This window comes from Allopusillimonas ginsengisoli (assembly GCF_004153455.1).
In the GTDB taxonomy this organism is placed as follows: domain Bacteria; phylum Pseudomonadota; class Gammaproteobacteria; order Burkholderiales; family Burkholderiaceae_B; genus Allopusillimonas; species Allopusillimonas ginsengisoli.
The window spans coordinates 49,438-70,681 of sequence record NZ_SDQE01000005.1 but is presented as its reverse complement, the minus strand read 5'-3'; the positions used below and the strand labels follow the sequence as shown (position 1 = coordinate 70,681).

The following is a 21,244-nucleotide window of genomic DNA, read 5'->3' as shown; positions in this document are numbered from 1 at the left end:
TGATGCCGTGTCAGCGCTTGTCGGCATTGGCCACACTACCTTGACGATGAAATGACCGCGCTATTAACGCATCTGATGTGCCGTCAAGTTCGGTGTGACAGTGCGGTATTTACGGCCCAGTTCGGACCTTTGTGGCATGACGTCGCACTATACGATGGCGTCCGGTCTGCTCGTGACGGATATGCGTTCGCGATGCGCATGGGCAGGCGTCCTTGAATATTCTATGGCCCTCAAACAACTGTTCAGATTCGAGCGTCTTTCGTGGTGCATGGTTGTGCTGCCGACGATAGCAGCAGTGCTGTACTACGCTGTACTCAGTGTGGATCGCTATGTGAGTAGTGCGCAGATTGTGGTTCTGCAGGCGGGTACCGACAGTGTCGGCAAGTTTGCTGGCCTGGCGCCAGCGGTGGCCGTTGGCGCAGGCCCCGCTTTACGCAGCGAAACGCTCTACCTGCGCGAGCATATCGTTTCGAACGATATGCTCGCGGTGCTTGAAGACAAACTGCAATGGCGCGCGCACTTTGCAGCACAACGCCGCGACCCGCTCATCTGGATCAACCACGACGATGCAAGGGAAAGAACCCTGCGCTTCTACAGACGCATGGTTCGTGCTCACTATGACGAGACGACGGGATTGCTGACGGTGACGGTGCAGGCGCTCACGCCAGCGTTCGCGGAAAAAACAATGCATGTGATTCTGAAAGAAAGCGAACGTTTCATGGATAGGTTGTCGCAGGCATTGGTACACGCACAAGTGGTCTTCGCGCAGTCAGAGCTCAAGCATTCGCGCCATCGCTATGACCAGGGGCGGCAAGCGCTGGTGGCCTTTCAGAGTCTTCACGGTTTGCTGGATGGGCAGGCGGTTGCCGAGTCCCGGGCGTCAATTATTAACCTGCTGGAAACAGACAGGGCCAAAGCCTACGCCACGCTTAACACCCTGCGCGGCGCGCTGGACGACAACACGCCTCAAGTGCAGCAGCAGCAGCGCCGCATTCAGGCCCTTGACCGGCAGATCCATGCGGAGAAGACGATACTTTCGTCGGAATCGCCAAAGGGAGACGCTTTGAATGTGATCGCCGATCAGTATCGGGATCTTAGGCATGAACTCCAGATGGCTGAAGAGGGCTACAAGGCAGCAACCATTGCTGCGAGTACTGCGCGTATCGAGGCGGGAAGAAAGATACGAAGCCTGATTGTGGTTGTTTCACCCAACACGCCTGAAGAACCCCTTTATCCCGCCAGACTGCATGACTTGTTCACGATCTTTGTCTGTTTGCTCCTGGCCTATGGCGTTGTGCGTTTTGTTGTTGCTGCCGTCGAGGATCATCGTGATTAGCCGGCTGGTTTTGTTGTTTGTTGTTAGCTGGCCGTCCGCAACACGTGCGGCTTGCCGTTTCTTGATGGGGAGGGCGCGCAGGATAGGCGTTGCGCGCAGGATTCTGTGGCCCTCACTGTGGTTATGCACTGCCATAAGCCAGTCGGGTTGCGGCAGTGTTCTGTCTGGTGCCGGCCCTGCTGCACATCATATCGTTGCGCAGGCCGAGGCAGGCTCCGGCGTTGGCTCGGGCTATACCCTGGTTTCACTGTCTGCCGAGACGATCGGCCGCTATATGCGTATGCCCAATGCAGCACCTTCTCAACGTGTATCGCCTACTGCTGTAGGAGAGGTGCGACTGATTCCAGGTGATGTGTTGACCGTGACGATATCTGACAGCGCGGCTGAGGGCGGGCTTTTTGCGCCATTGTCGCAAGGCGGAACAGTATTTGATCGCGTGCGCGTTGATGCGCAGGGGAGAATTTCACTCCCCTACGTGGGGCGACCACCGGTTGCAGGCCTCACACTGTTTCAGGTTGAGCACGCCATACGCGAGCGAGTTCGTAGATTGGCCAGCGATCCACAAGTGCGGGTGCAACTTGAAGGCGATCTTTCTGGTTCTGTGCTGGTGGCGGGAGCTGTCCACGCTCCGGGTAGATTCTCTACCTTGCAAGGGCCGCTGACTTTGCTCGACGCGATCAATATGGCCGGTGGCGTAACACTAGAGCCGCATTTGACGACAGTGGTTTTGCGAACCGGGGATGCTGCGCACAGTTTCAGCTACTCAGCGCTGCTGGCCGGAGAGAACCAGCCTGTGCCAGCACGTTCCGAAATCATCGTCGAACGGGCGCGCAAGCGTTTCGTTGCAATGGGCGCGGTGGGACGGCCCGGTTTGATGGATTTGCCTTCGGATAATCCCAGTTTGCTTGAAGCGCTGGGCGCCGTGGGCTGGTTGAACGAGAGGACGGCTGATCCACGCGGAGTATTTGTGTTCAGACTGGAAGCGGGCCAAGACGAAAAGCCTCGGGCGACGGTGTTCAGACTGGATATGAGGAACCCGGCAGCATTCTTTCTTGCAAGACAGTTTCAGATCATGCCTGAAGACGCCGTGTATGTCACCCACGCCAGCACACACGAATTCCAGAAGCTGATCGCGCCCATTGTGCAGGTAATGGTACTAGGCCAAAACCTGAACGGATTCTAAGCGATGGTTGCTGCTAAACGATCTTCGGGGGCCATTATGATGTGTGTCATCTTCGCGCTGATATTGCGCGAGCTGCAGACGCGGTTCGGTGCGCGCCGAATGGGCGCGTTCTGGATGGTGTTTGAGCCGATGGCGCATGTGCTGATGATGGTTTCGCTGGTTTCCCTGGTTCGGGATATTCATGCACCCGCGATGGACTATCCGGTGTTCCTGCTTTCGGGCGTCGTGCCGTTTTTTCTGATGCGCAACATCGTACTCAAACTGATGGAAGCGGTCTCTGCCAATCAAGCTCTGTTCGCCTATCCGAACATAAAGCCTTTCGACACCTTCGTGGCGCGGGCAGTGGTTGAACTTGCACTGTTTTCATGCGTATACCTGATTACGCTCGCGGCGATGGGGATATGGCTGGACTACGAGATCGCGGTGCATCGCCCGCTGAGATGGATGGCCTCGCTTGCCGTGGGCGTCGCACTTTCGTTTGCCCTGGGGATGATCTGTTGCATGGCTGTCCATGTCATGCCGAACTTAAAAACATTCATCAAGTTGAGCTTTATGCTTCTGTATCTGATTTCCGGTGTCGTGTTTCCAGTTTGGGCTGTGCCGGCGCACTTCTTGCCGTGGCTGACCTGGAATCCCTTTGTACATGTTATCGACAGTTTGCGTGCATCGGTTTTTCAGCACTATCCGGAGGTCACCGGCATAGGGTTGGGATATGCCGCGGCCGTCTCGCTGCTGGCGCTATGGACGGCACTGATGCTGTACCGCATACAGCGACGTGGATTGCTCGCTCTATGATTGTGCTGCGCAATGTTGTCAAGTCTTATCTGTGTCCTCGGGGAGGGCGCCGGTTCGTTTTTCGAGGGCTGTCGTTTACGGTGCCAGAAAATCGCAACATTGCACTGATCGGAAAGAACGGAGCGGGTAAAAGTACATTGATGCGCCTGTTGTGCGGGCTGGATGTGCCCGATAGCGGGCAGGTGCTCACCGACAAACGGATATCCTGGCCGGTGGGGCTGGGAAGCGGCCTGCAGGGCTCGTTGACCGGAAGGGAAAACATCAAGTTTGTGTGTCGTGTGCAGGGTAAGCGCACAGATGAAATACGAAATCTGGTGAGCTACGTTCAGGCCTTTGCCGACATTGGCGACTATTTTGATTTGCCCGTCAAGACGTATTCTTCGGGCATGCGCAGCAGAATTGCCTTTGGCCTGAGTCTGGCATTTGAGTTCGATTACTACCTTGTGGATGAGGCGCTGTCGGTTGGGGATGCCAGTTTTCGCAGCAAGGCTGATCATGCATTTCGCCAACGCATGGACAAGGCCAGGTTGATACTTGTAACCCACAGCATGGGGCAGGTCAGGAATATGTGCGACACCGTATTGCTGCTCGAGCACGGGCAGATTGCTCAGTACGATGATATCGAGGCTGGCATTCGCGCCTATCAAACCATGGACGAGAAAAAGTAAATGATAGGTGTTCTGTCCAAAGGAATTTTGCGCATTCCGTTTCTTGATGTTTTTCTTGGTCAGCCTGTCAGGCATTGTCGCTCTTGGCTTTGGCGGCGAAACTCCCGAATGACCGCGGTGGCGGGGTGGGGCATGCGTCCGTCGAGCAGGCAGGCTCAAGCCTTGGCGGCCAAGTGTCGACTGCCCTATCTGAGCCTGGAAGACGGGTTTCTGCGTGCTTTCGGAACCGGCCCACGTTTTCCCCCCATCTCCATGGTGGTTGATGGCACGGGCATCTACTACGACAGCAGTCGGCCATCCGATCTGGAAACGCTGCTTCAGTCGTCCACTGACGTGCTCGAAGGTATTGATGGTCAGGTGAGTCGTGCGATGGCATTGATTCGTGAATATCGGCTGAGCAAATACAACGATGGAGCAGCGGACATTCCATGGGCATTGCCCAAACGAGATAGTGATCGCCGTCGTCGGGTTCTTGTGGTCGATCAAACCCTGGGGGATTCGAGTATAGCGCTGGGCGCTGGCTCGGCGGCAACATTCGCCAGCATGCTGCAGGCGGCGCGTCAGGAGAACCCCGGTGCACTCCTATGCATCAAGACGCACCCGGAGGTGATTTCAGGACGCAAGAAGGGCTACTTCGACACGATTCTGGATGATGACCGAACGTTGGTGATACGTGGAAATGTGAACCCCCTTGTGCTGCTGGACTACGTGGATCGGGTGTATGTCGTCACGTCTCAGCTTGGGTTTGAGGCGCTGATGCTTGGAAAGCAGGTGTCATGCTTCGGAATGCCCTGGTATGGCGGATGGGGTGTCACGGATGACCGCCAGCTATACCAGCGGCGCACGCGGCAGCGCAGCGTGAGAGCGCTGTTCGCGGCCGCTTATATTCATTACACCCGCTATCTGGATCCTGTCACGGGCCGCCGCGGGACGGTGTTCGACGCCATTGAATGGTTGATACGCCAGCGCAGCGCGGCATCGCAGCAAGCAGGGCGGCGCTTGATATGTGTTGGCTTTCGGCGCTGGAAGGCATGCCAGCTGGCGCCGATGCTATCGTTCGCGACTGGCGGAGTTGCTTTCGCACCGAATGCAGCGAGGGCTGCCGCCTTGATGCCTTCGGCCAATGACGATATCGCATACTGGGGCCTGCAAGCGCCAGCGGGGGTGGAGGCGCTGGCAAAGCGTACAGGAGCCAGTACGATCCGCGTAGAGGACGGATTCGTCCGATCCGTCGGTCTGGGTTCCGATTTTGTGCGACCGTTGTCGTTGGTGCTGGATCAGTCAGGCATCTATTTTGATCCCTGCCGGGAGTCAGACCTTGAGCTGATACTCAACGAGGCGGTGTTTTCGTCCGCGGAGCTGGCGCGTGCCAAGCGCGTGCGTGAATTCATTGTTGCGCACGGCTTGTCCAAGTACAACACAGGTCGCCGGGATCCTGTCCGCTGGAATACGCAAGGTCGAGTCGTCATTCTGGTACCCGGCCAGGTTGAAAACGACGCATCAGTGTCAGCCGGCTGTGATGAAATCAATACCAACCTGGCATTGTTGCAGGCTGTGAGGCGTAGCCATCCCGATGCCTGGATCGTCTACAAGCCACACCCAGATGTAATGGCGGGCAATCGTCCGGGCAAGATATCCATGAGCGCAGCCGGCAGCTACGCAGATCATATTGAGCGGGATCGCAGTGTTGTCGCTTGTATCGAGGCTTGTGACGCTGTGCACACCATGACATCGCTGAGCGGATTCGATGCGCTGTTGCGCGGCAAACAAGTGACAGTATACGGACGCGCGTTTTACGCAGGGTGGGGGCTGACCGACGATAAGATCGCAATCGCGCGTCGACGAAAAGTACTTTCGATCGATGCGCTGGTGGCGGGCGTGCTCCTGAGATATCCGTTGTACTGGGACTGGGAGCTGCAAGGTGTCACCTCGTGCGAGGCAGTCCTGCACCGCATTGTGGCAACGCGAATGGCCGTGGAGCGCAGCGGCCGGTTGTGGTTATGGCCCATAAGCGTGGTGCATCGCCAGTTGGGCAAGCTGCATGTCTTGATGCGCGGCATCTTGTTCCGATGACAGATGCGAGCCATACGTCTCTGGCAATACAGGATTCGCACGGCGCGTGTCCAGGTGGCCCGGCGCCTGGAACAGAAGGCGCTCATGGCGCAAACACGATTTATTCTTGATTGAAGGTCTTATGAAGAAGATTCTGTTCCTCACGGGGACGCGTGCCGATTTCGGCAAGCTGAAGAAGCTCATGCGGTTTGTTGAAGGCCGTGCCGACATGGAGCTTCATGTTGCGGTGACGGGAATGCACATGCTGAAGCTGTATGGCGCCACTTATCTGGAAGTCAGGCGAGAACAGTTTGAACACGTATATCTGTTCAGTAACCAGTATGCAGGCGAGCCCATGAGTTCTGTGCTGGGAAACACGGTTTCTATGCTGTCCAGGCTGGTTGACGAGGTACAGCCCGACCTGATTGTTGTTCATGGTGATCGTATTGAGGCATTGGCGGGCGCAACCGTGGGCGCCCTGACGGGTATTCTGGTGTGTCATATAGAAGGCGGCGAGCTATCGGGCACTGTGGATGACCTTATCAGGCATTCGGTGACCAAGCTGTCTCATCTTCACATGGTTGCGAACGAAGAGGCGCGTACCCGTTTGATACAGATGGGTGAGGACGCGCATCATATCTATATCATCGGTTCGCCGGACCTGGATGCCATGAGCGCGGCCGATCTGCCTTCCCTGTGTGATGCAAAGGCGCGCTACAACGTAGGATTCGACGCCTATGCCTTGGCTATTTTTCATCCGGTAACTACCGAGCGTTCACACATACAAGACTATGCGCGCTGGTTCTTCGAGGCCTTATCCAGATCCGGGGATCGGTACATTGTGATTTATCCCAACAATGATCTTGGCAGCCAGGAAATACTCGATACGTTGCACGGGTACCGAAACTGCGACCGTTTCCGAATTTTCCCATCAATCAGATTTGAATACTTTCTTACGTTTCTAAAGCATGCGCTTTACATCGTGGGCAACTCCAGCGCCGGCGTCAGAGAGGCGCCTTTCTATGGTGTGCCCGCTGTGAATGTCGGCACCCGGCAACATAGGCGATCGCGCATTGGCGCCATTGTCAGCACAGACTATCGCATTGAAGCGATTCTGGAGGGCATAGACAAGGTCAAGCACCTCAAGCGTTGCGCGCCTTCGGCCTGGTTTGGGGACGGGGACAGCGTGAGAAAATTCAAGCAAGCGATCACTACGGATTCGTTCTGGCGCACGCCTGTTCAGAAGTCCTTTGTGGATTTCGCCAAACCGCTGGCCGCACCGGCCTACCATGCGAATCTCATGCACCAGACGATGCTACAGGACTCAGCATGACAGTGCTTGCCGTCATTACCGCCAGGGCGGGCTCGAAGGGACTAAAGCGTAAAAATCTACGCAAAGTCGGGCCGTATACGTTGCTGCAACACGCGATCCGGGCGGCGTTCGAGTCGGGCGTGGTGGATGAGGTGGTGGTGTCCACCGATGGACATGAAATTGCCTGCGAGGCCATACGGCAGGGCGCCCGTGTAGTGTGGCGACCTGGACTGCTGGCAAGCGACACAGCCAAATCCATTGATGTGGTGTGTCATGCGTTGGAGACCGTAGGCATACAAGATGGCGAGTGTGTGCTGCTGCAGCCAACCAGCCCGCTACGCACTGCCAGGGATGTGGCCGATGCCATTGAGCTGCGCCGTCGCGCTGATGCGAACTCCGTGGTTTCCGTATGCCCCTGCGAGCACCATCCCTACAAAACCTTTATCCGACACTCGCACGACAAAGGTCTGGTGCCCTTGGATGACTTGTCAGCGATGGAGGTGCCGCGTCAACACCTGCCTGCTGCGTACAGAGTGAATGGCGCGCTGTATATCAACAAGATGTCGGCGTTATTGTCGGCTCGTACATTTTTTGTACCTAAACTGGAATTTTTTGAAATGCCTGTCTCCAGATCTCTCGATATCGATACAGAGCAAGACTTGTTCATCGCGCATATGCTGGCGGGGAGGTAACACATGCTTCCATCCTTCAGCATTCAGGGCAGGCCAGTGGGGCCGGCGCATGAACCCTTGGTGATCGCCGAAATTGGTATCAATCATGAGGGCAGTCTCGACGCGGCCATTGCCATGGTTGACGCCGCGCAGCGGGCGGGCGCAGAGGTGATCAAGCACCAAACGCATATTGTCGAAGATGAAATGTCGGTGGAGGCACGCGACGTTGTGCCCGGCAATGCCGAAGTTTCTATTTTTGACATCATGGCGCGCTGCGCATTGAGCGAAGCGGACGAAACCGCGTTGATGAAATATGCGCAAGCGAAAGGGCTGATTTTCATCAGCACGCCTTTTTCGCGCGCGGCCGCCTACAGGCTACAGCGCATGGGCGTCCCGGCGTACAAGATTGGTTCAGGGGAGTGCAGTAATTATCCCTTGCTGCGGCTGGTTGCCTCGTTCGGCAAGCCGATTATCCTGTCGACAGGGATGAACGATCTGGCCAGCGTGGGAAAGTCGGTGCAGATACTTCGCGCCGCCAATGTGCCCTTTGCGCTGCTGCATTGCACGAATGTCTATCCTACACCCTATCATCTGGTTCGGCTTGGCGCCCTTCAGCGTCTGGCGGAAGCTTTTCCTGACGCTGTTGTGGGTTTGTCCGATCATACTGTGGACAATTATGCCTGTCTCGCCGCTGTTGCGTTGGGGGCCAGCATTGTGGAGCGCCACTTTACCGACGATATGTGCCGCCCAGGTCCAGATATCGCTTGCTCGATGGACCCTGCCGCGTTGGCCCAGTTGATTCGCGGGTCGCAAGCGATATTCCTGGCCAGAGGCGGGGAGAAGCAGCCGCTGCCCGAAGAGGCGGCCACCATCAAATTCGCCTTTGCCTCTGTCGTGGCAGACAGAGACATACGTGCCGGAGAACTACTCACGGAGGAAAATCTATGGGTCAAACGGCCCGGCACCGGAGCGTTCAGCGCAGAGGACTACGATAGATTACTGGGACGCTATGCGGCCCGCGACATCAAGAAGGGAGCTCAATTGCGGAACGGGGACGTCCAGGCATGAACCAGTGTCAGGTTGCGGTTGTCTTTCGAACGTATGCGCAGGAAAAGGCGACCCGGTTTCTGTGCCAGGCGCTGAATGACGACAAGCGTTTTGGCAAGACAAAGCGCTTTGATCTACAAGCTTGGAAAGATGCTGATGCACTCTGCCGCGCACTTGCCGTCCATGATGTCATTGTTTTCAGCTGTGGCGGACGAGACTTGAATGCTCTGCTGGATCGGGTGCGTCGAAAGGCTGACCGCATCAAAGCCGTCGCTTTGTTTCCCGGCATCGTTATGGACAGCCAGCTCGATGCGTTCATTACCCGCGCCGGATGCGATATCGTGCTTCTCAATTCAGAAATGGATGCAGGCATATACCGGCGTGTTTGTCATGCGCTGGGCTTGCAGAACAATGGGATTGTGTACGGAGCGGCCTGGCTGGAAGCGCACGCAGGAGGACAGGTTGACAACAGTTCTGCAAAGGATGTGGTGGGCATTCTACCATCGACAGCCTTCTTCGAACAGTTGTATGTGCCATGCCGAAGGAAGGAACGGCAGCGGCTGGCACAAGATCTGATTCTCATCGCAGAGCGCAATCCGCATCGCATGTTTTTGATCAAGGGGCGGTCCGCCGAACCAGGGTCAAGGCAGGTGCCCGAGGCGCTCTGCCGCATCATTGCCGATATCGGCAAGCCTGTGAATATGTCGTTCACTGAAGCGCCTGTCAACAGTGTGTTGGAGATCGTGGATTCTTGCTTGAGTATATCGAGCTCCGCGGCCATCGAGGCCCTGCTTCTGAGAAAAAACGTTTACTTGTTGAGCGGCTATGCCAGTGAGGGTAGTCATGATCAGTATTTTCAGGATAGTGGGTTGATCGTCCAAGCGGAGCAGGTGGATTTCATGCGGCCGCCCGCAGCCTGCAGCCGTTGGCTGCGTGAGAACGTTCAACATCCCGCGTTCGGCCTGGAAACCGTGAAGCATCGTTTGATGCAGCCAAAAAACGAACTCAGGGTGCTACCCGCTCGCTGTTCCATAACAAAACTGGCCCTCGCTTTTCCTGCTGTTTTTCTGAGACATCCATTGAAAAGCTTGCGCGTTGTGGGCAGGTCCTTCGCCATTACAGGAATGAATCATGGATAGGTTTGTACGGTGGGCACAACGCGCTGCTGTCCAGTTTGGCACACTGACCAGGCGAGCCGCCACTGCCTGGAATAAGCATGGCGGCCTGCGCGGTACGGCAGACACCCCGGCCGACAACTTGTTCGTCGTATCGCATGTGGGTCAATTGCGCCAGGTTCAGGCCTTGATCCGTTTCGAGAAGCTGGCGGGCAACTATTTGGCTGTTCTGTATACGTCTGCAAACTTGAACATGCCCGTCTTGATAGAACAGCAAGTGAACAAAGAACTGTTCAGTGCTGTGTCACGTGTCAGGATTCCGAGAACCCCCAATCGGATCGCCTTGAAGAAGCTTTCGGTGATGAAACGGATCTACAAGACCCTGCTTCGAACGGTAGCTCCTCGATCTGTGTTTCTGCTCAGTTTCGAGCGGCACTATGCTGTACTGGCAACGCTTGCAAAGCAGCGTGGTTGCACTATGTGTCTGGTGGAGGAGGGGACCGCGACCTACAAGCTTGATGCGCGCGGACATAACCTATCGGCTGTCGATGATACGGCCCCGGTATGGGCAGCATGGCGACGCGGGGTCATGCGCTGTGTACCTGGCTACCGAAGCTTATTGCCGGCCCTGAGCTATTTTAGAGATTTCGATCGAGTTTATGCTGCTTTTCCCGAGCTGCTCAATGGCGTATTCAACTATCGGATTGCGACCCGATTTTTTCTTCATGCGGGCGGCTTGACCATCGACGATCGGACACGGCAATTGGTAAATCATTACGATATCGGCGGCAACGACATTCTGTTCGTGAGCCAACGATATCCTGTGAATGATGAGACATTTTGCGATGTGCTTGTCAACATGCTGGCACTGGCAAGCAGCCGTCTTAACGCACGTGTGTTCATAAAAATGCATCACAAAGATCGGCGAACCCTGTATCAGGCGTTCAGGCGACGTATTGACGGCGTGACAAATGGCAGCCAACCATTCGTTATTTTCCAGGAAACGGATTTTCCAGTCGAACCGTTGATCTGCCTGGCGCGGCCCAAGGCAATCCTGGGTATCGCCTCTACAGCCCTGGTCTATACGCAGTTGGTCAGCCCGGAAACCAGGGCCTATGCGATTGGCCCCTGGTTCCTGAATGTGCTTCCCAGAGACGAGGCGAACAGTACCGATGCGTCCGCGCGTGCGTTGATATCCGAACACCTTCAGATACTGGAAAAATTTCCCGGAGTGACTCAGGCGCAGGACGTCCTGGATATCGATCAGGATGGTGCTGGCAGTACTCGCGGATTTCGGCACGCCGCGCGCGAACAGGCGGCAGACGCCTGCGTGTCGATTGAAGCCGAGCATACAGTTTCAGACTCTTTGGATCACGTTCGAGCACTGCGTGTACAGGGTGATTTCGCGCGAGCAGAGCACGCATTGTCCGTTTTGCGGCCCAGCTTCGCTGAAGAACAGGCCTGGATGCTCGAGCAGGCAAGGCTTGCGCTGGCGCAGAGTCAATGGGAAAAATCACTCTGCTATTTCTCTTGGGCTTACCCGACATGGCAAGCCATGTCCCCAGGCGATAAGCTGGATTACGTGCGTGTGCTGCTGCAGCTCAGCCGCTTTGACGAGGCCAGCGAGGTTTGCGCGACGGTGGCATCGGCAGCGTTGCGTGATAATGCCGGGGCGATGGCATTTGTTTCAGCCGCCGTCGAGACGGTCGAGGGCTTGCGCCAGCGAGGGAGTTTTGCGCAGGCGCTGGCCTGCCATGACGCAGCGCGCGCCGTCGTGTCACCACTTCATGAGCGTTTGTGCCAGCCCTTGCAGTTGGCCGTTGCACGTGTATATATCGATGATCTGCAATGGATGCAAGCACGGGAAACGCTTGCTCGACTCGATTGCTGGCACCCTGTGCCTGATACCACCATCACAAGCCTGCTGTTGCGCTGTTATGAGGGCTTGTCGGATGCGGATGCCGCCTGGCGGTTATTTCGGCGCTGGACGCATGGCATACGGGCCGACGAAGGACTGTATGCCTTGTTTCGAGCTTGGGCGCTTGCGGCGAGTGCTCGTTGGGACGAGGTGCTTGCCGCGGGTACGCTGGCAGTTGCCACAATCGGAGAGAAAGAGCGCCGCGAGCATGCGGCTGCACTGCTGATGGCGAAGGCATGCCGGCAAGCGCCGCAGCAACAAGATGGACAGGCCTGGCTGGCTACCGCGGAGGAAGATGGCACGGGAATGCGCCTGGTTTGCGTCGAACGTGCCCGGTTGGCGATGGCCTGTGGGCAATGGCAGGATGCCCTGCAGCACATCAAGCGGGCTTATCGCGATCACGAGGCGTGGCTGGCCAGCGCACAGAACAGCATCCCGTTGTGTGTATGTATTGATTATCTGCGTATTGTGACTGAGTTGGGCAAGCTTGACGATGCGCAGGCGATGGCTACTCGCATTTTGCAGCGAAGCATTGTTCAGGACATGGCTGATGGCGTGGCGATGAATCTCGCGGCGACGCTGGTCAGCTTGATAGAGAAGTTCTGCGCTATGGACATTGACAGCGCGCGCGTGCTGTACGATTCCGCGTCTGTGGTACTTGGGCGCGCACGGCCGGACAGCATGAAGCGATTCCAGAAGGTTGAACTTCAGTTTTTGCTGGCTCAACAATCTTATGACACGGTATGCGACCTGCTCCTTGAGCGATTCCCGCTGGCACCGTCAGATCAAACACTGTATGGCATCTTGTTGTATGGGCTGGCTGAACGTGGGAAGGGCGAACGCTGCCAGGCGCTCATGGCGGACATGGCGCCGGAAGGCGCTGCGCGCAATGCCATGTTGGTTTGGGTTTATTGCGCCCACCAGCAATGGGACGATGTGATTGCTATCGCACAAGCGTGTGCCTCAGAGCTTGATCGCGCTGAGTTGGGCTCGCTTTTGCCAGAACTGGCCATCAGCAAAGCCTATAGGATGTGCCATGACTTTGAAAAGTCCAACGCTTGGTTGAACAAGCTTCCACGGCATGGCAGGACAGCCTGGCTGGTCAGGTCAGAAGGAGCGCAGTTGGCGTTTGCGCAAAAAGACTGGAAAGAGCTTATCCGATTGCTGACTGAAGGCTATCCTTCTTTTGCCGCGTGGGCCAGGGCCGGCGAGATCACTGAGATCAGCCCCATCGTGAGCATGCCTGCGTGTTTGGGCCGCCTGTATGCGCATGCGCTGGCAATGCGTTCCTGCTATACGGCCAGTGCCCGGGTGTGCGATACGCTGATTGCTGCGGATGACAAGGATCTTGATGCCATTGATCTGCGGGTACGTTGCGCTTTTGCGCTGCGCGATTGGTCGTCGGCTGTTCATTTGCTTGAAGCGCATGCGATGAGCCTGGAGGATGGGCTGCGCAGGCTAACGTATGTCTATCGTATGCTGGGTGATATGCGTCGCGCTGTGTCAGTGTTCGGTAAGCCGGGTGTGCGAGGCCCGGAAAACCCCGCCGAGTATGAGCTGATGGCTGAAGTCTATCAGTTGTCGGGTCGGTTTCGCGAGGCGGCGCGATGCTGGCATACCTTGCTGATACGCTACCCAGACAGCACACCCGCCTACGCGATGGACCGATGGCAGGCAAATCTATTGCTTGCCGATCGGAAGATCCAGCTTTGAATCAGTCTTCCCGCCGCAGATGCGGAAATAGAATGACATCTCGGATGCTGGGGCTGTCGGTGAGCAACATGACCAGTCGATCTATGCCGATGCCGCAGCCGCCCGTAGGCGGCATGCCATACTCCAGCGCACGAATATAGTCTGCGTCGTAGTACATGGCCTCTTCGTCGCCTGCATCTTTGGCCTGGACCTGCGCCTGAAAACGCGCGGCTTGATCCTCGGGGTCGTTCAGCTCTGAAAAACCGTTGGCGATCTCGCGACCGGTGATGAATAGTTCGAAGCGTTCGGTGATATCGGCTTGCTTGTCCGACGCGCGAGCCAGTGGCGAGACCTCGACAGGATAGTCGATGATAAAGGTGGGGTTCCACAACTTCGCTTCGGCTGTTTCTTCGAACAGCGCGAGCTGCAGGGCGCCGGTTCCTGCTCGCCCGAGAACAGGTCCATCGATATCGGCGCCCAGGCGGCGCAGTTCATGGCGCAGAAATACTGCATCATGCAATTGGGTGTCTGTGTAGCCCTCTGTATATTTCTGTATGGCCTGAACAATGGTCAGGCGATCAAATGGTTGGGAGAGATCGACTGTTTCGCCCTGGTAGGTAAGTACCGCGCTGCCTGTTGCATCTGTGGCAGCCTGGCGCAGCAGCGATTCCGTGAAGCTCATCAGCCAGTGGTAGTTCGTATAGGCAGCGTAGAACTCCATCATCGTGAATTCGGGGTTGTGGCGCGGGCTGACTCCCTCGTTGCGGAAATTGCGATTGATCTCGAACACGCGGTCAAAGCCGCCCACGATCAGGCGCTTGAGATAGAGCTCTGGGGCGATGCGGAGGTACATATCCATGTCCAGCGCATTGTGGTGAGTCGTAAAAGGCTTGGCGGCCGCGCCTCCGGGTATGGGATGCAGCATGGGTGTTTCGACTTCAAGGAAGTCTGCCTCTACCATGAATTGCCGGATGCTGGCCATGGCCTTGCTTCGTGCAAGAAAGGTACGGCGAGTATCGTCGGCCATGATGAGGTCGACGTAACGCTGCCGGTAACGCATTTCCTGATCGGCCAGGCCGTGGAACTTGTCGGGCAGGGGCCTTAGCGACTTGGACAGCAGTCTGATGGCGCTGGCATGAACCGACAGCTCTCCTTTGTTGGTCTTGAACATGGTGCCTTCCACGCCAACGATATCGCCGATGTCCCATGTTTTGAAATCTGCGTAGCACGCTTCGCCCAGTTTGTTGCGATCCAGGAAAATCTGAATGCGGCCTGAGCCATCCTGCAAGGTCGCAAAACTGGCTTTGCCCATAATGCGCTTGAGCATCATGCGCCCTGCGACGCGTACCTGCGTTTCCTGAGCGGCAAGCGCGTCTTTGTCGAGGTTGTCGTAGGCCTGATGCAGGTGTGCGGCACGTGCATCAGGGCAAAAATCATTAGGATAAGCGACGCCTTCAGCGCGCAGGCGAGCGAGCTTGCCGCGCCTTTCTGCAATCAAATGGTTTTCGTCGGTGGCGGGCGTATTGGGCGTTGAGTCGTTCATGAGTGATGAGGCTTAATCGTAATTTCGGATGTCGTCCAGCACAGTGTCGCCGAAATCATCGCGGACAATGTAACGCAGTATGCGAGCGGCGGTGGCTTCTGGGCTGGATAGCTGGCCTTGTTCGTGCAGTTGCTGGAACTTGGCCACATTGGGGAAATCGGCAGGCGCTGCGCCGCGTATGGCATGCTGCATGGCTGTGTCGATCACCCCGGGGGCGAGCGCAACCGCCCGTACGCCATGGTTTTCGCAGGCCAGTACACGCGTGTAATGATCCAGCGCCGCCTTGCTCGCGCAATAGACGCTCCAGCCAGGGGTGGGGTTGCGACCGGCCCCGGATGAAATATTGAGTATCCGACTGTCTGCCTGCCGCGGCTTGGACGCCTGAACGAAGGCCGCTGTCAGCAGCATCACGCTTGTAATGTTCAGGGTAAGGGCGGCGGTGATCGCTGATGCCTGCAGGAGCTGGTCTGCCTGGCCGACAGGATCCACAATGCCTGCATTGTTGATGAGGAGATAGCGCTGGGCGTCGGTCGGGAGGCTGCCCATGATGCGTGTTGCGGTTTGTTCTGCAGCTGCCGGGTCGGCCAGGTCGCACTGTATCTGTTGCAATTGCGCGCCTGACTGGGCGGCGCGGGCGGCCAGTTCCGTGTTGCGGGTGCGGGCAACGGTGCACAGGTAGGTGTCGGGGCCGAGCAGGCCCATCGCCAGTGCCTGGCCCAGTCCGCGCGAAGCACCTGTCACGATGGCAACGGTAGTGGCTTGCATGCTTATACCCCTTGTTTGAGACTGGCTTCGATAAACGCGTCGAGGTCGCCATCCAGTACTTTCTGGGTGTTGGAGATTTCGACGTTGGTACGCAGATCCTTGATCCGGCTTTGATCCAGTACGTAGGAGCGGATCTGGTGGCCCCAGCCTACGTCGGTCTTGGCATCTTCCATTTTTTGATGCTCGGCCATGCGTTCGCGCATTTCTTTTTCGTAGAGACGCGATTTGAGCATCTGCATGGCTTCGGCGCGGTTGCGGTGCTGGGAGCGATCGTTCTGGCACTGCACCACGATGCCAGTGGGTTCGTGCGTGATCCGCACGGCAGAATCGGTCTTGTTGATGTGCTGACCGCCCGCGCCGCTGGCACGATAGGTATCGACACGCAGATCCGCGGGATTGATGTCTATTTCGAAGGAGTCATCGACTTCGGGGTAGACAAAGACACTCGCAAAGGAGGTATGCCGGCCATTTGCTGAATCGAAAGGGCTTTTGCGGACCAAGCGGTGAATGCCGGTTTCGGTGCGCAGGTAGCCAAAGGCGTGATCGCCCTCGACTTTGAGGGTGGCGGATTTGATACCTGCGACTTCACCTTCGGATTCTTCGAGGACATCGACCTTGAAGTCTTTGCGTTCGCAATAGCGCAGGTACTGGCGTAGCAGCATGGAGGCCCAGTCCTGGGCCTCGGTGCCGCCTGCGCCGGCCTGAATGTCGACAAAACAGTTGAGCGGATCGGCCGGGTTCGAAAACATGCGACGGAATTCCAGTTCTTCGAGGCGCACAGCAATGGCCTGCGCATCGCGTTCAATGGAAAGCATCATGTCGTCGTCGTCTTCGAGTTCGGCCAATTCAAAGAGTTCGCGCGCGTCTGCGAGGCTGGCGGCGATCTCGGAGAGCGTGCCGACGATGGTGTCCAGGCTTTTCTTTTCGCGGCCCAGGTCCTGGGCATGTTTCGGGTCGTTCCAGACTTCGGGGCTTTCGAGTTCTGCGTTTACAACCTGAAGACGTTCAAACTTGGCATCGTAGTCAAAGATACCCCCGAAGGGCAGCTTGCCGCTCGGCGTAGTCTTCGAGATGGGCGGCGAGTTGGTTATGGCGTTCGGCTTCCATGTGTGTTCCTGAATGGGTAATTTCTTGAGCTAACCTGCTATTTTAACCTGTTGCGCGCCACCCCCTGGACGCCGTTGCCGACGGCGAGGGGGTAGGGGGGCTGCGCGGCGTTCAGGCGGGAAATCGCCGGGGCGGACGTCCAGGGCGATCAGCCCAGCAGATCGGGGAGCCAGAGCGATACCGCCGGCACGTAGGTAACCAGGATCAGGAAGCTCAGCAGCAGCAACAGCCAGGGCGATGCGGCGCGTACCACTTGCCCGATGGTCATTTTGGTGATGCCGGCGGTTACAAACAGGTTCAGCCCGATGGGCGGGGTGACCATGCCGATTTCGAGGTTGACCACAATGATAATGCCCAGATGTACCGGGTCGACCCCCAATTGGGTGGCGATGGGAAAGAGAATAGGCGCCAGGATAAGAATGATGCCTGTGGGCTCCATGAACATGCCCGCCACAAGCAGCAGAATATTGACCACGATCAGAAACTGCCAGGTTGCCATGTCCCAGGCCACAATTTGCTCGGCGATAGCCTGGGGGATGCGTTCCGTCGTCAATACATGGGCAAACAGCAGCGCGTTGACGATGATGAACATCAGCATGATGGTCACCTTGGAAGCATCCAGCAGCACGTCAGGCACTTCTTTAAAGCCAATGTCGCGATAGATGAAGACGGCGACAAAGAAGGCGTAGACGGCGGATACGGCGGCCGCTTCAGTCGGTGTGAATACGCCACCGTAAATGCCGCCGAGAATAATGAAAATAAGCATCAGGCCCCAGAAAGAATCGCGGCCGGCTACCAGGGTTTCTTTCAGGGATGCACGAGGCTGGCGTGGGTAGTTCTTGACCCGCGCCACGATGTAGATGGCAATCATGAGCAACAGGCCGAGCGTCAGCCCCGGGACGACGCCTGCCATGAACAGCCGCCCCACCGATGTTTCCGTGGCGGCGCCGTAGACCACCATCACAATGGATGGCGGAATCAGGATGCCCAAGGTTCCGGCATTGCAGACCACGCCGGCTGCAAATGGCTGGGGATAACCGGAGCGCACCATGCCCGCGATGACGATGGAGCCGACGGCCACGACGGTGGCTGGCGATGAGCCGGATACTGCAGCGAAAAGACAGCAAGCCATGACCGAGGCAATCGCCAGGCCGCCATGAAAATGGCCGACAACTGCAATGGCGAAACGTATCATTCGCCTGGCCACGCCGCCGGTCGTCATGAATGCGCCGGCGAGCACGAAGAACGGGATGGCCATCAATGTGAAGTGTTCCGACGTTTCGAACATTTTCAATGACAATGACGCCAGCGAATCGTGGCCGAAGAAAAGAATGGTCAGCAACGAAGAAAGGCCCAACGCAACGGCCACAGGCGTGCCCAGGAACATGAACACGAACAGCATGATGAAGAGGGCGGTTGTTGTCATTTTTGTTCCCCGCTTATTACAGACGTATCATCGCTGCTGTATTTGAGCGCATCTTCTACCTCATCGCCCAACAATTGCACGCGCCGGCCTTGCAGCAGATCGATAAGAATTTTGAACAGGCGCATGAAGAACAATAGAAATCCAATCGGCATGACCAGCCGCGGGATCCATTGCGGGATGGGCAAATCTTGCGCCAGAATGCCGATTTCGTACATTTTGTCTACGTAGATCCAGCTGCCGTAAAACACAATCACGGTGTAGATCAGACATAGCAGGGTGGCAACGATGCCGACGACATAGGCAACTTTACGCGGCAATACCTTGACCAGGGCATCCACGCCAATATGCGCGCCAACGCGAACGCCGTAAGAAATGCCAAGAAAAATCAGCCCGCCGAACAGAAAGGTCGCAAGCTCCAAAGCCCACACGAAGCTGTAGTTGAATATATAACGCGCAACGACTTGCGCGAAGGTGATCAGCGTGATGGCTGCCAGAAGGGCGGCAATCATCCACTCTTCGAAGCGTTCAAACCAGCGTAGTTTCATGAAGGGCTCCGTGCGCCGGATATGCGAATAGGAGGGGGCCACCTGGTCAGGTGGCCCGCTTGTGCGCGAGGCAGCGGCTTAGCTGTTGGCTTTCTGGGCCGCTTCGATGAGGTCGGCGCCGATGCCGTCTTCGAATTTCTTCCAGACTGGCTCCATGGCTGCGCGCCATGCGGCAACGTCTTCCTTGGTCAGCGTTTGAACTTTGGCCTTGTTCGCGTCGACGATGAGCTGGCGATCCCGCTCATTGAGCTTGGCGGCCTCATCATTGGCGTACTTGGTGGCTTCGGCCATGGCTTGCTCCAACCCCTGGCGAACGTCGTCCGGCAGCCCGTCCCACCACTTGGCGTTGGTGACGACCATATAGTCGATCACACCGTGGTTGGTGTTCGCAATGGTTTTTTGAACTTCGTGGAATTTCTGCGAATAGATGTTGGACCAAGTGTTTTCCTGGCCGTCGACAACGCCCGTTTGCAGGGCCTGATAAACCTCGCTGAATGCCAGTTTTTGGGGATTGGCGCCAAGCTGCCGGAACTGCGCTTCGAGTACATCGGATGCCTGAATGCGGAACTTCAGGCCCTTGACGTCCTCCGGCCGCGTCAGCTTGTCCCGGTTGGTGGACAACTGCTTGAGCCCGTTGTGCCAGTAGGCCAGGCCTTTGAGACCACGGTCGGTCATGGAGTTCAGCAGTGCCTTGCCTTGATCGCTTTGTTGAAAACGATCCACAGCCGCCATGTCGTCAAACAGGAATGGCAGATCGAAAAGCTGTAGTTTCTTGGTGTAGCGGTCGAATTTGGATAAGGACGGGGCGATCATCTGGACATCGCCCAGCAGCAGGGCCTCCATTTCCTTGGCATCGCCGAACAGCTGCGAGTTGGCAAATACCTGTACCTCGACCTTCCCGGGTAATAATTTCTCGGCGACTTCCTTGAATTTAAGCGCACCCTGGCCTTTTGGCGTCTTGTCGGCAACCACGTGGCTGAATTTGACGACAATTGGGCTTTGGGCCAGCGCATTGGCAGAGAAAGCCATGGCGATGCTCGCACCCAGAATACCTAACATGCGTGACGTGTTCTTAATCATGCGTTTTGTCTCCTGATTTTGTTGTATCCGCTATGCTCTGCGGGGTTAGGCCACTTTACTGATGGTCATGTGTCAAGTCAAAAATCGAGATTAAGGGTTTCTCATAATGGCATTTGCTGCGTCTTGTTGTTGATGCGTGCGTTATGCGTGCCGTATTTTTTCGGCGCGGCGGCGCAGCAGCTCAAGCGTTGCCAGCAAAAGAATGGATACAGCCGTGAGCAGGGTGGCAACAGCCAGGATCGCCGGGTTGATCTGCTCGCGCAGGCCAGCAAACATCTGGCGCGGAATGGTTCCCTGCTCTGGGCCGGCCAGAAACAGTACCAGCACAATTTCATCGAAGGAGGTGACAAAGGCGAAGAGCGCACCAGAGATGACGCCTGGCCGGATCAGCGGAATGACAACATCGCGGAAAACCCGCAACGGCGACGCGCCCATGCTGAGTCCTGCCCGGTAAAGCGATTGATCGAAACCGGTCAGGGTGGCGGTGACGGTAATGATTACAAAGGGAACGCCCAACGCGGCATGGGCGATGATGATGCCGGCATAAGTTCCTACCAGATTGAAGCGCGTATAGAAAAAGAACATTCCGGCGGCGACAATGATGAGCGGAACGATCATGGGCGACAGCAGCAGGGCGGTGATGAGGCGTCTTAGCGGCATATGCTCGCTGGCCAGTCCGACTGCGGCAAGCGTGCCGAGAGTGGTGGCGATCAGGGTCGCGAAAATGCCAATGACAAAGCTGTTGCGTATGGCCAGCAGCCAGTTCTGGCTATGAAAAACGGATGCATACCATTTCAGGGAATAGGCTTCCGGGTCCAGTTTCAGCATGCCGGGCGTAAAGCTGAAGAATGGCTCGGCATTGAAGGAAAGCGGGATAATGATGAGGATAGGCAATATCAGAAAAAACAGCACGGCCCAAGCAGTAAGCTTGAGCGCATAGGCGCCTGACTTCTGGCGCCATGTATAGTAAGCCGGGTATCTATCCATGA

Annotated in this window: 17 protein-coding genes; 10 read left to right on the top strand and 7 right to left on the bottom strand. The window is 56.7% G+C overall.

Annotated features, from left to right (window positions below):
- The first annotated feature begins 223 nt into the window (after positions 1-223).
- The 10 genes from ERE07_RS11460 (at position 224) to ERE07_RS11415 (ending at position 13,810) form a co-directional block, all read left to right on the top strand.
- Entirely contained in the window at positions 224-1,336 is a 1,113-nt protein-coding gene (locus tag ERE07_RS11460) for a KpsE/RkpR family capsule polysaccharide export protein (protein WP_130008970.1), read from the top strand.
- The gene (locus ERE07_RS11455; RefSeq protein ID WP_245153662.1) at positions 1,329-2,519 is read left to right on the top strand and encodes a polysaccharide biosynthesis/export family protein; all 1,191 of its coding nucleotides are present in this window, start codon (positions 1,329-1,331) and stop codon (positions 2,517-2,519) included. Before ERE07_RS11460 ends, ERE07_RS11455 begins: the two co-directional genes overlap by 8 nt.
- Before the next feature lie 3 nt (positions 2,520-2,522).
- Positions 2,523-3,314, top strand: coding sequence for an ABC transporter permease (locus ERE07_RS11450; protein ID WP_130008969.1), 792 nt, complete (start codon positions 2,523-2,525; stop codon positions 3,312-3,314).
- A complete protein-coding gene (locus tag ERE07_RS11445; RefSeq protein ID WP_130008968.1) occupies positions 3,311-3,982 on the top strand; it encodes an ABC transporter ATP-binding protein in 672 nt (223 codons plus the stop codon). The genes ERE07_RS11450 and ERE07_RS11445 overlap by 4 nt, the downstream gene beginning before the upstream one ends.
- Before the next feature lie 108 nt (positions 3,983-4,090).
- Positions 4,091-6,055, top strand: a complete 1,965-nt coding sequence (locus ERE07_RS11440; protein WP_245153660.1) for a capsular polysaccharide biosynthesis protein — start codon at positions 4,091-4,093, stop codon at positions 6,053-6,055.
- 121 nt (positions 6,056-6,176) lie between these two features.
- A complete protein-coding gene (neuC, locus tag ERE07_RS11435; RefSeq protein ID WP_130008966.1) occupies positions 6,177-7,367 on the top strand; it encodes a UDP-N-acetylglucosamine 2-epimerase in 1,191 nt (396 codons plus the stop codon).
- A complete protein-coding gene (locus ERE07_RS11430) occupies positions 7,364-8,038 on the top strand; it encodes an acylneuraminate cytidylyltransferase family protein (protein WP_130008965.1) in 675 nt (224 codons plus the stop codon). The genes neuC and ERE07_RS11430 overlap by 4 nt, the downstream gene beginning before the upstream one ends.
- A 3-nt stretch (positions 8,039-8,041) precedes the next feature.
- Positions 8,042-9,085 carry an N-acetylneuraminate synthase family protein gene (locus ERE07_RS11425; RefSeq protein WP_130008964.1) on the top strand — a complete coding sequence of 348 codons (1,044 nt, stop codon included), beginning with the start codon at positions 8,042-8,044 and terminating at the stop codon, positions 9,083-9,085.
- Entirely contained in the window at positions 9,082-10,203 is a 1,122-nt protein-coding gene (locus ERE07_RS11420) for a DUF6716 putative glycosyltransferase (RefSeq protein ID WP_130008963.1), read from the top strand. The genes ERE07_RS11425 and ERE07_RS11420 overlap by 4 nt, the downstream gene beginning before the upstream one ends.
- Entirely contained in the window at positions 10,196-13,810 is a 3,615-nt protein-coding gene (locus ERE07_RS11415) for an alpha-2,8-polysialyltransferase family protein (RefSeq protein WP_130008962.1), read from the top strand. Before ERE07_RS11420 ends, ERE07_RS11415 begins: the two co-directional genes overlap by 8 nt.
- 1 nt (position 13,811) lies before the next feature.
- Here ERE07_RS11415 and lysS read toward each other — a convergent pair whose 3' ends face one another.
- The 7 genes from lysS to ERE07_RS11380 form a co-directional block, all read right to left on the bottom strand.
- On the bottom strand, positions 13,812-15,332 hold the full coding sequence (lysS, locus tag ERE07_RS11410) for a lysine--tRNA ligase (RefSeq protein ID WP_130008961.1): 1,521 nt from the start codon (positions 15,330-15,332) through the stop codon (positions 13,812-13,814).
- A 12-nt stretch (positions 15,333-15,344) separates the two neighbouring features.
- Positions 15,345-16,097 carry an SDR family oxidoreductase gene (locus ERE07_RS11405; protein WP_130008960.1) on the bottom strand — a complete coding sequence of 251 codons (753 nt, stop codon included), beginning with the start codon at positions 16,095-16,097 and terminating at the stop codon, positions 15,345-15,347.
- Between the two features lie 2 nt (positions 16,098-16,099).
- Positions 16,100-17,204 (bottom strand): peptide chain release factor 2 gene (gene prfB / locus ERE07_RS11400; protein ID WP_130008959.1). Its coding sequence is split into 2 segments (ribosomal slippage): positions 16,100-17,122 and positions 17,124-17,204, totalling 1,104 coding nucleotides; the frame shifts between segments, so codons are not numbered across the junction.
- Between the two features lie 148 nt (positions 17,205-17,352).
- Entirely contained in the window at positions 17,353-18,630 is a 1,278-nt protein-coding gene (locus ERE07_RS11395) for a TRAP transporter large permease (RefSeq protein WP_130008958.1), read from the bottom strand.
- Positions 18,627-19,175, bottom strand: a complete 549-nt coding sequence (locus ERE07_RS11390) for a TRAP transporter small permease (RefSeq protein WP_130008957.1) — start codon at positions 19,173-19,175, stop codon at positions 18,627-18,629. The genes ERE07_RS11395 and ERE07_RS11390 overlap by 4 nt, the downstream gene beginning before the upstream one ends.
- A gap of 78 nt (positions 19,176-19,253) precedes the next feature.
- Complete coding sequence (locus tag ERE07_RS11385; protein WP_130008956.1) at positions 19,254-20,255, bottom strand: TRAP transporter substrate-binding protein; 1,002 nt, start codon at positions 20,253-20,255, stop codon at positions 19,254-19,256.
- 141 nt (positions 20,256-20,396) lie between these two features.
- Positions 20,397-21,242 carry an ABC transporter permease gene (locus tag ERE07_RS11380; protein ID WP_130008955.1) on the bottom strand — a complete coding sequence of 282 codons (846 nt, stop codon included), beginning with the start codon at positions 21,240-21,242 and terminating at the stop codon, positions 20,397-20,399.
- Between the last annotated feature and the right edge of the window lie 2 nt (positions 21,243-21,244).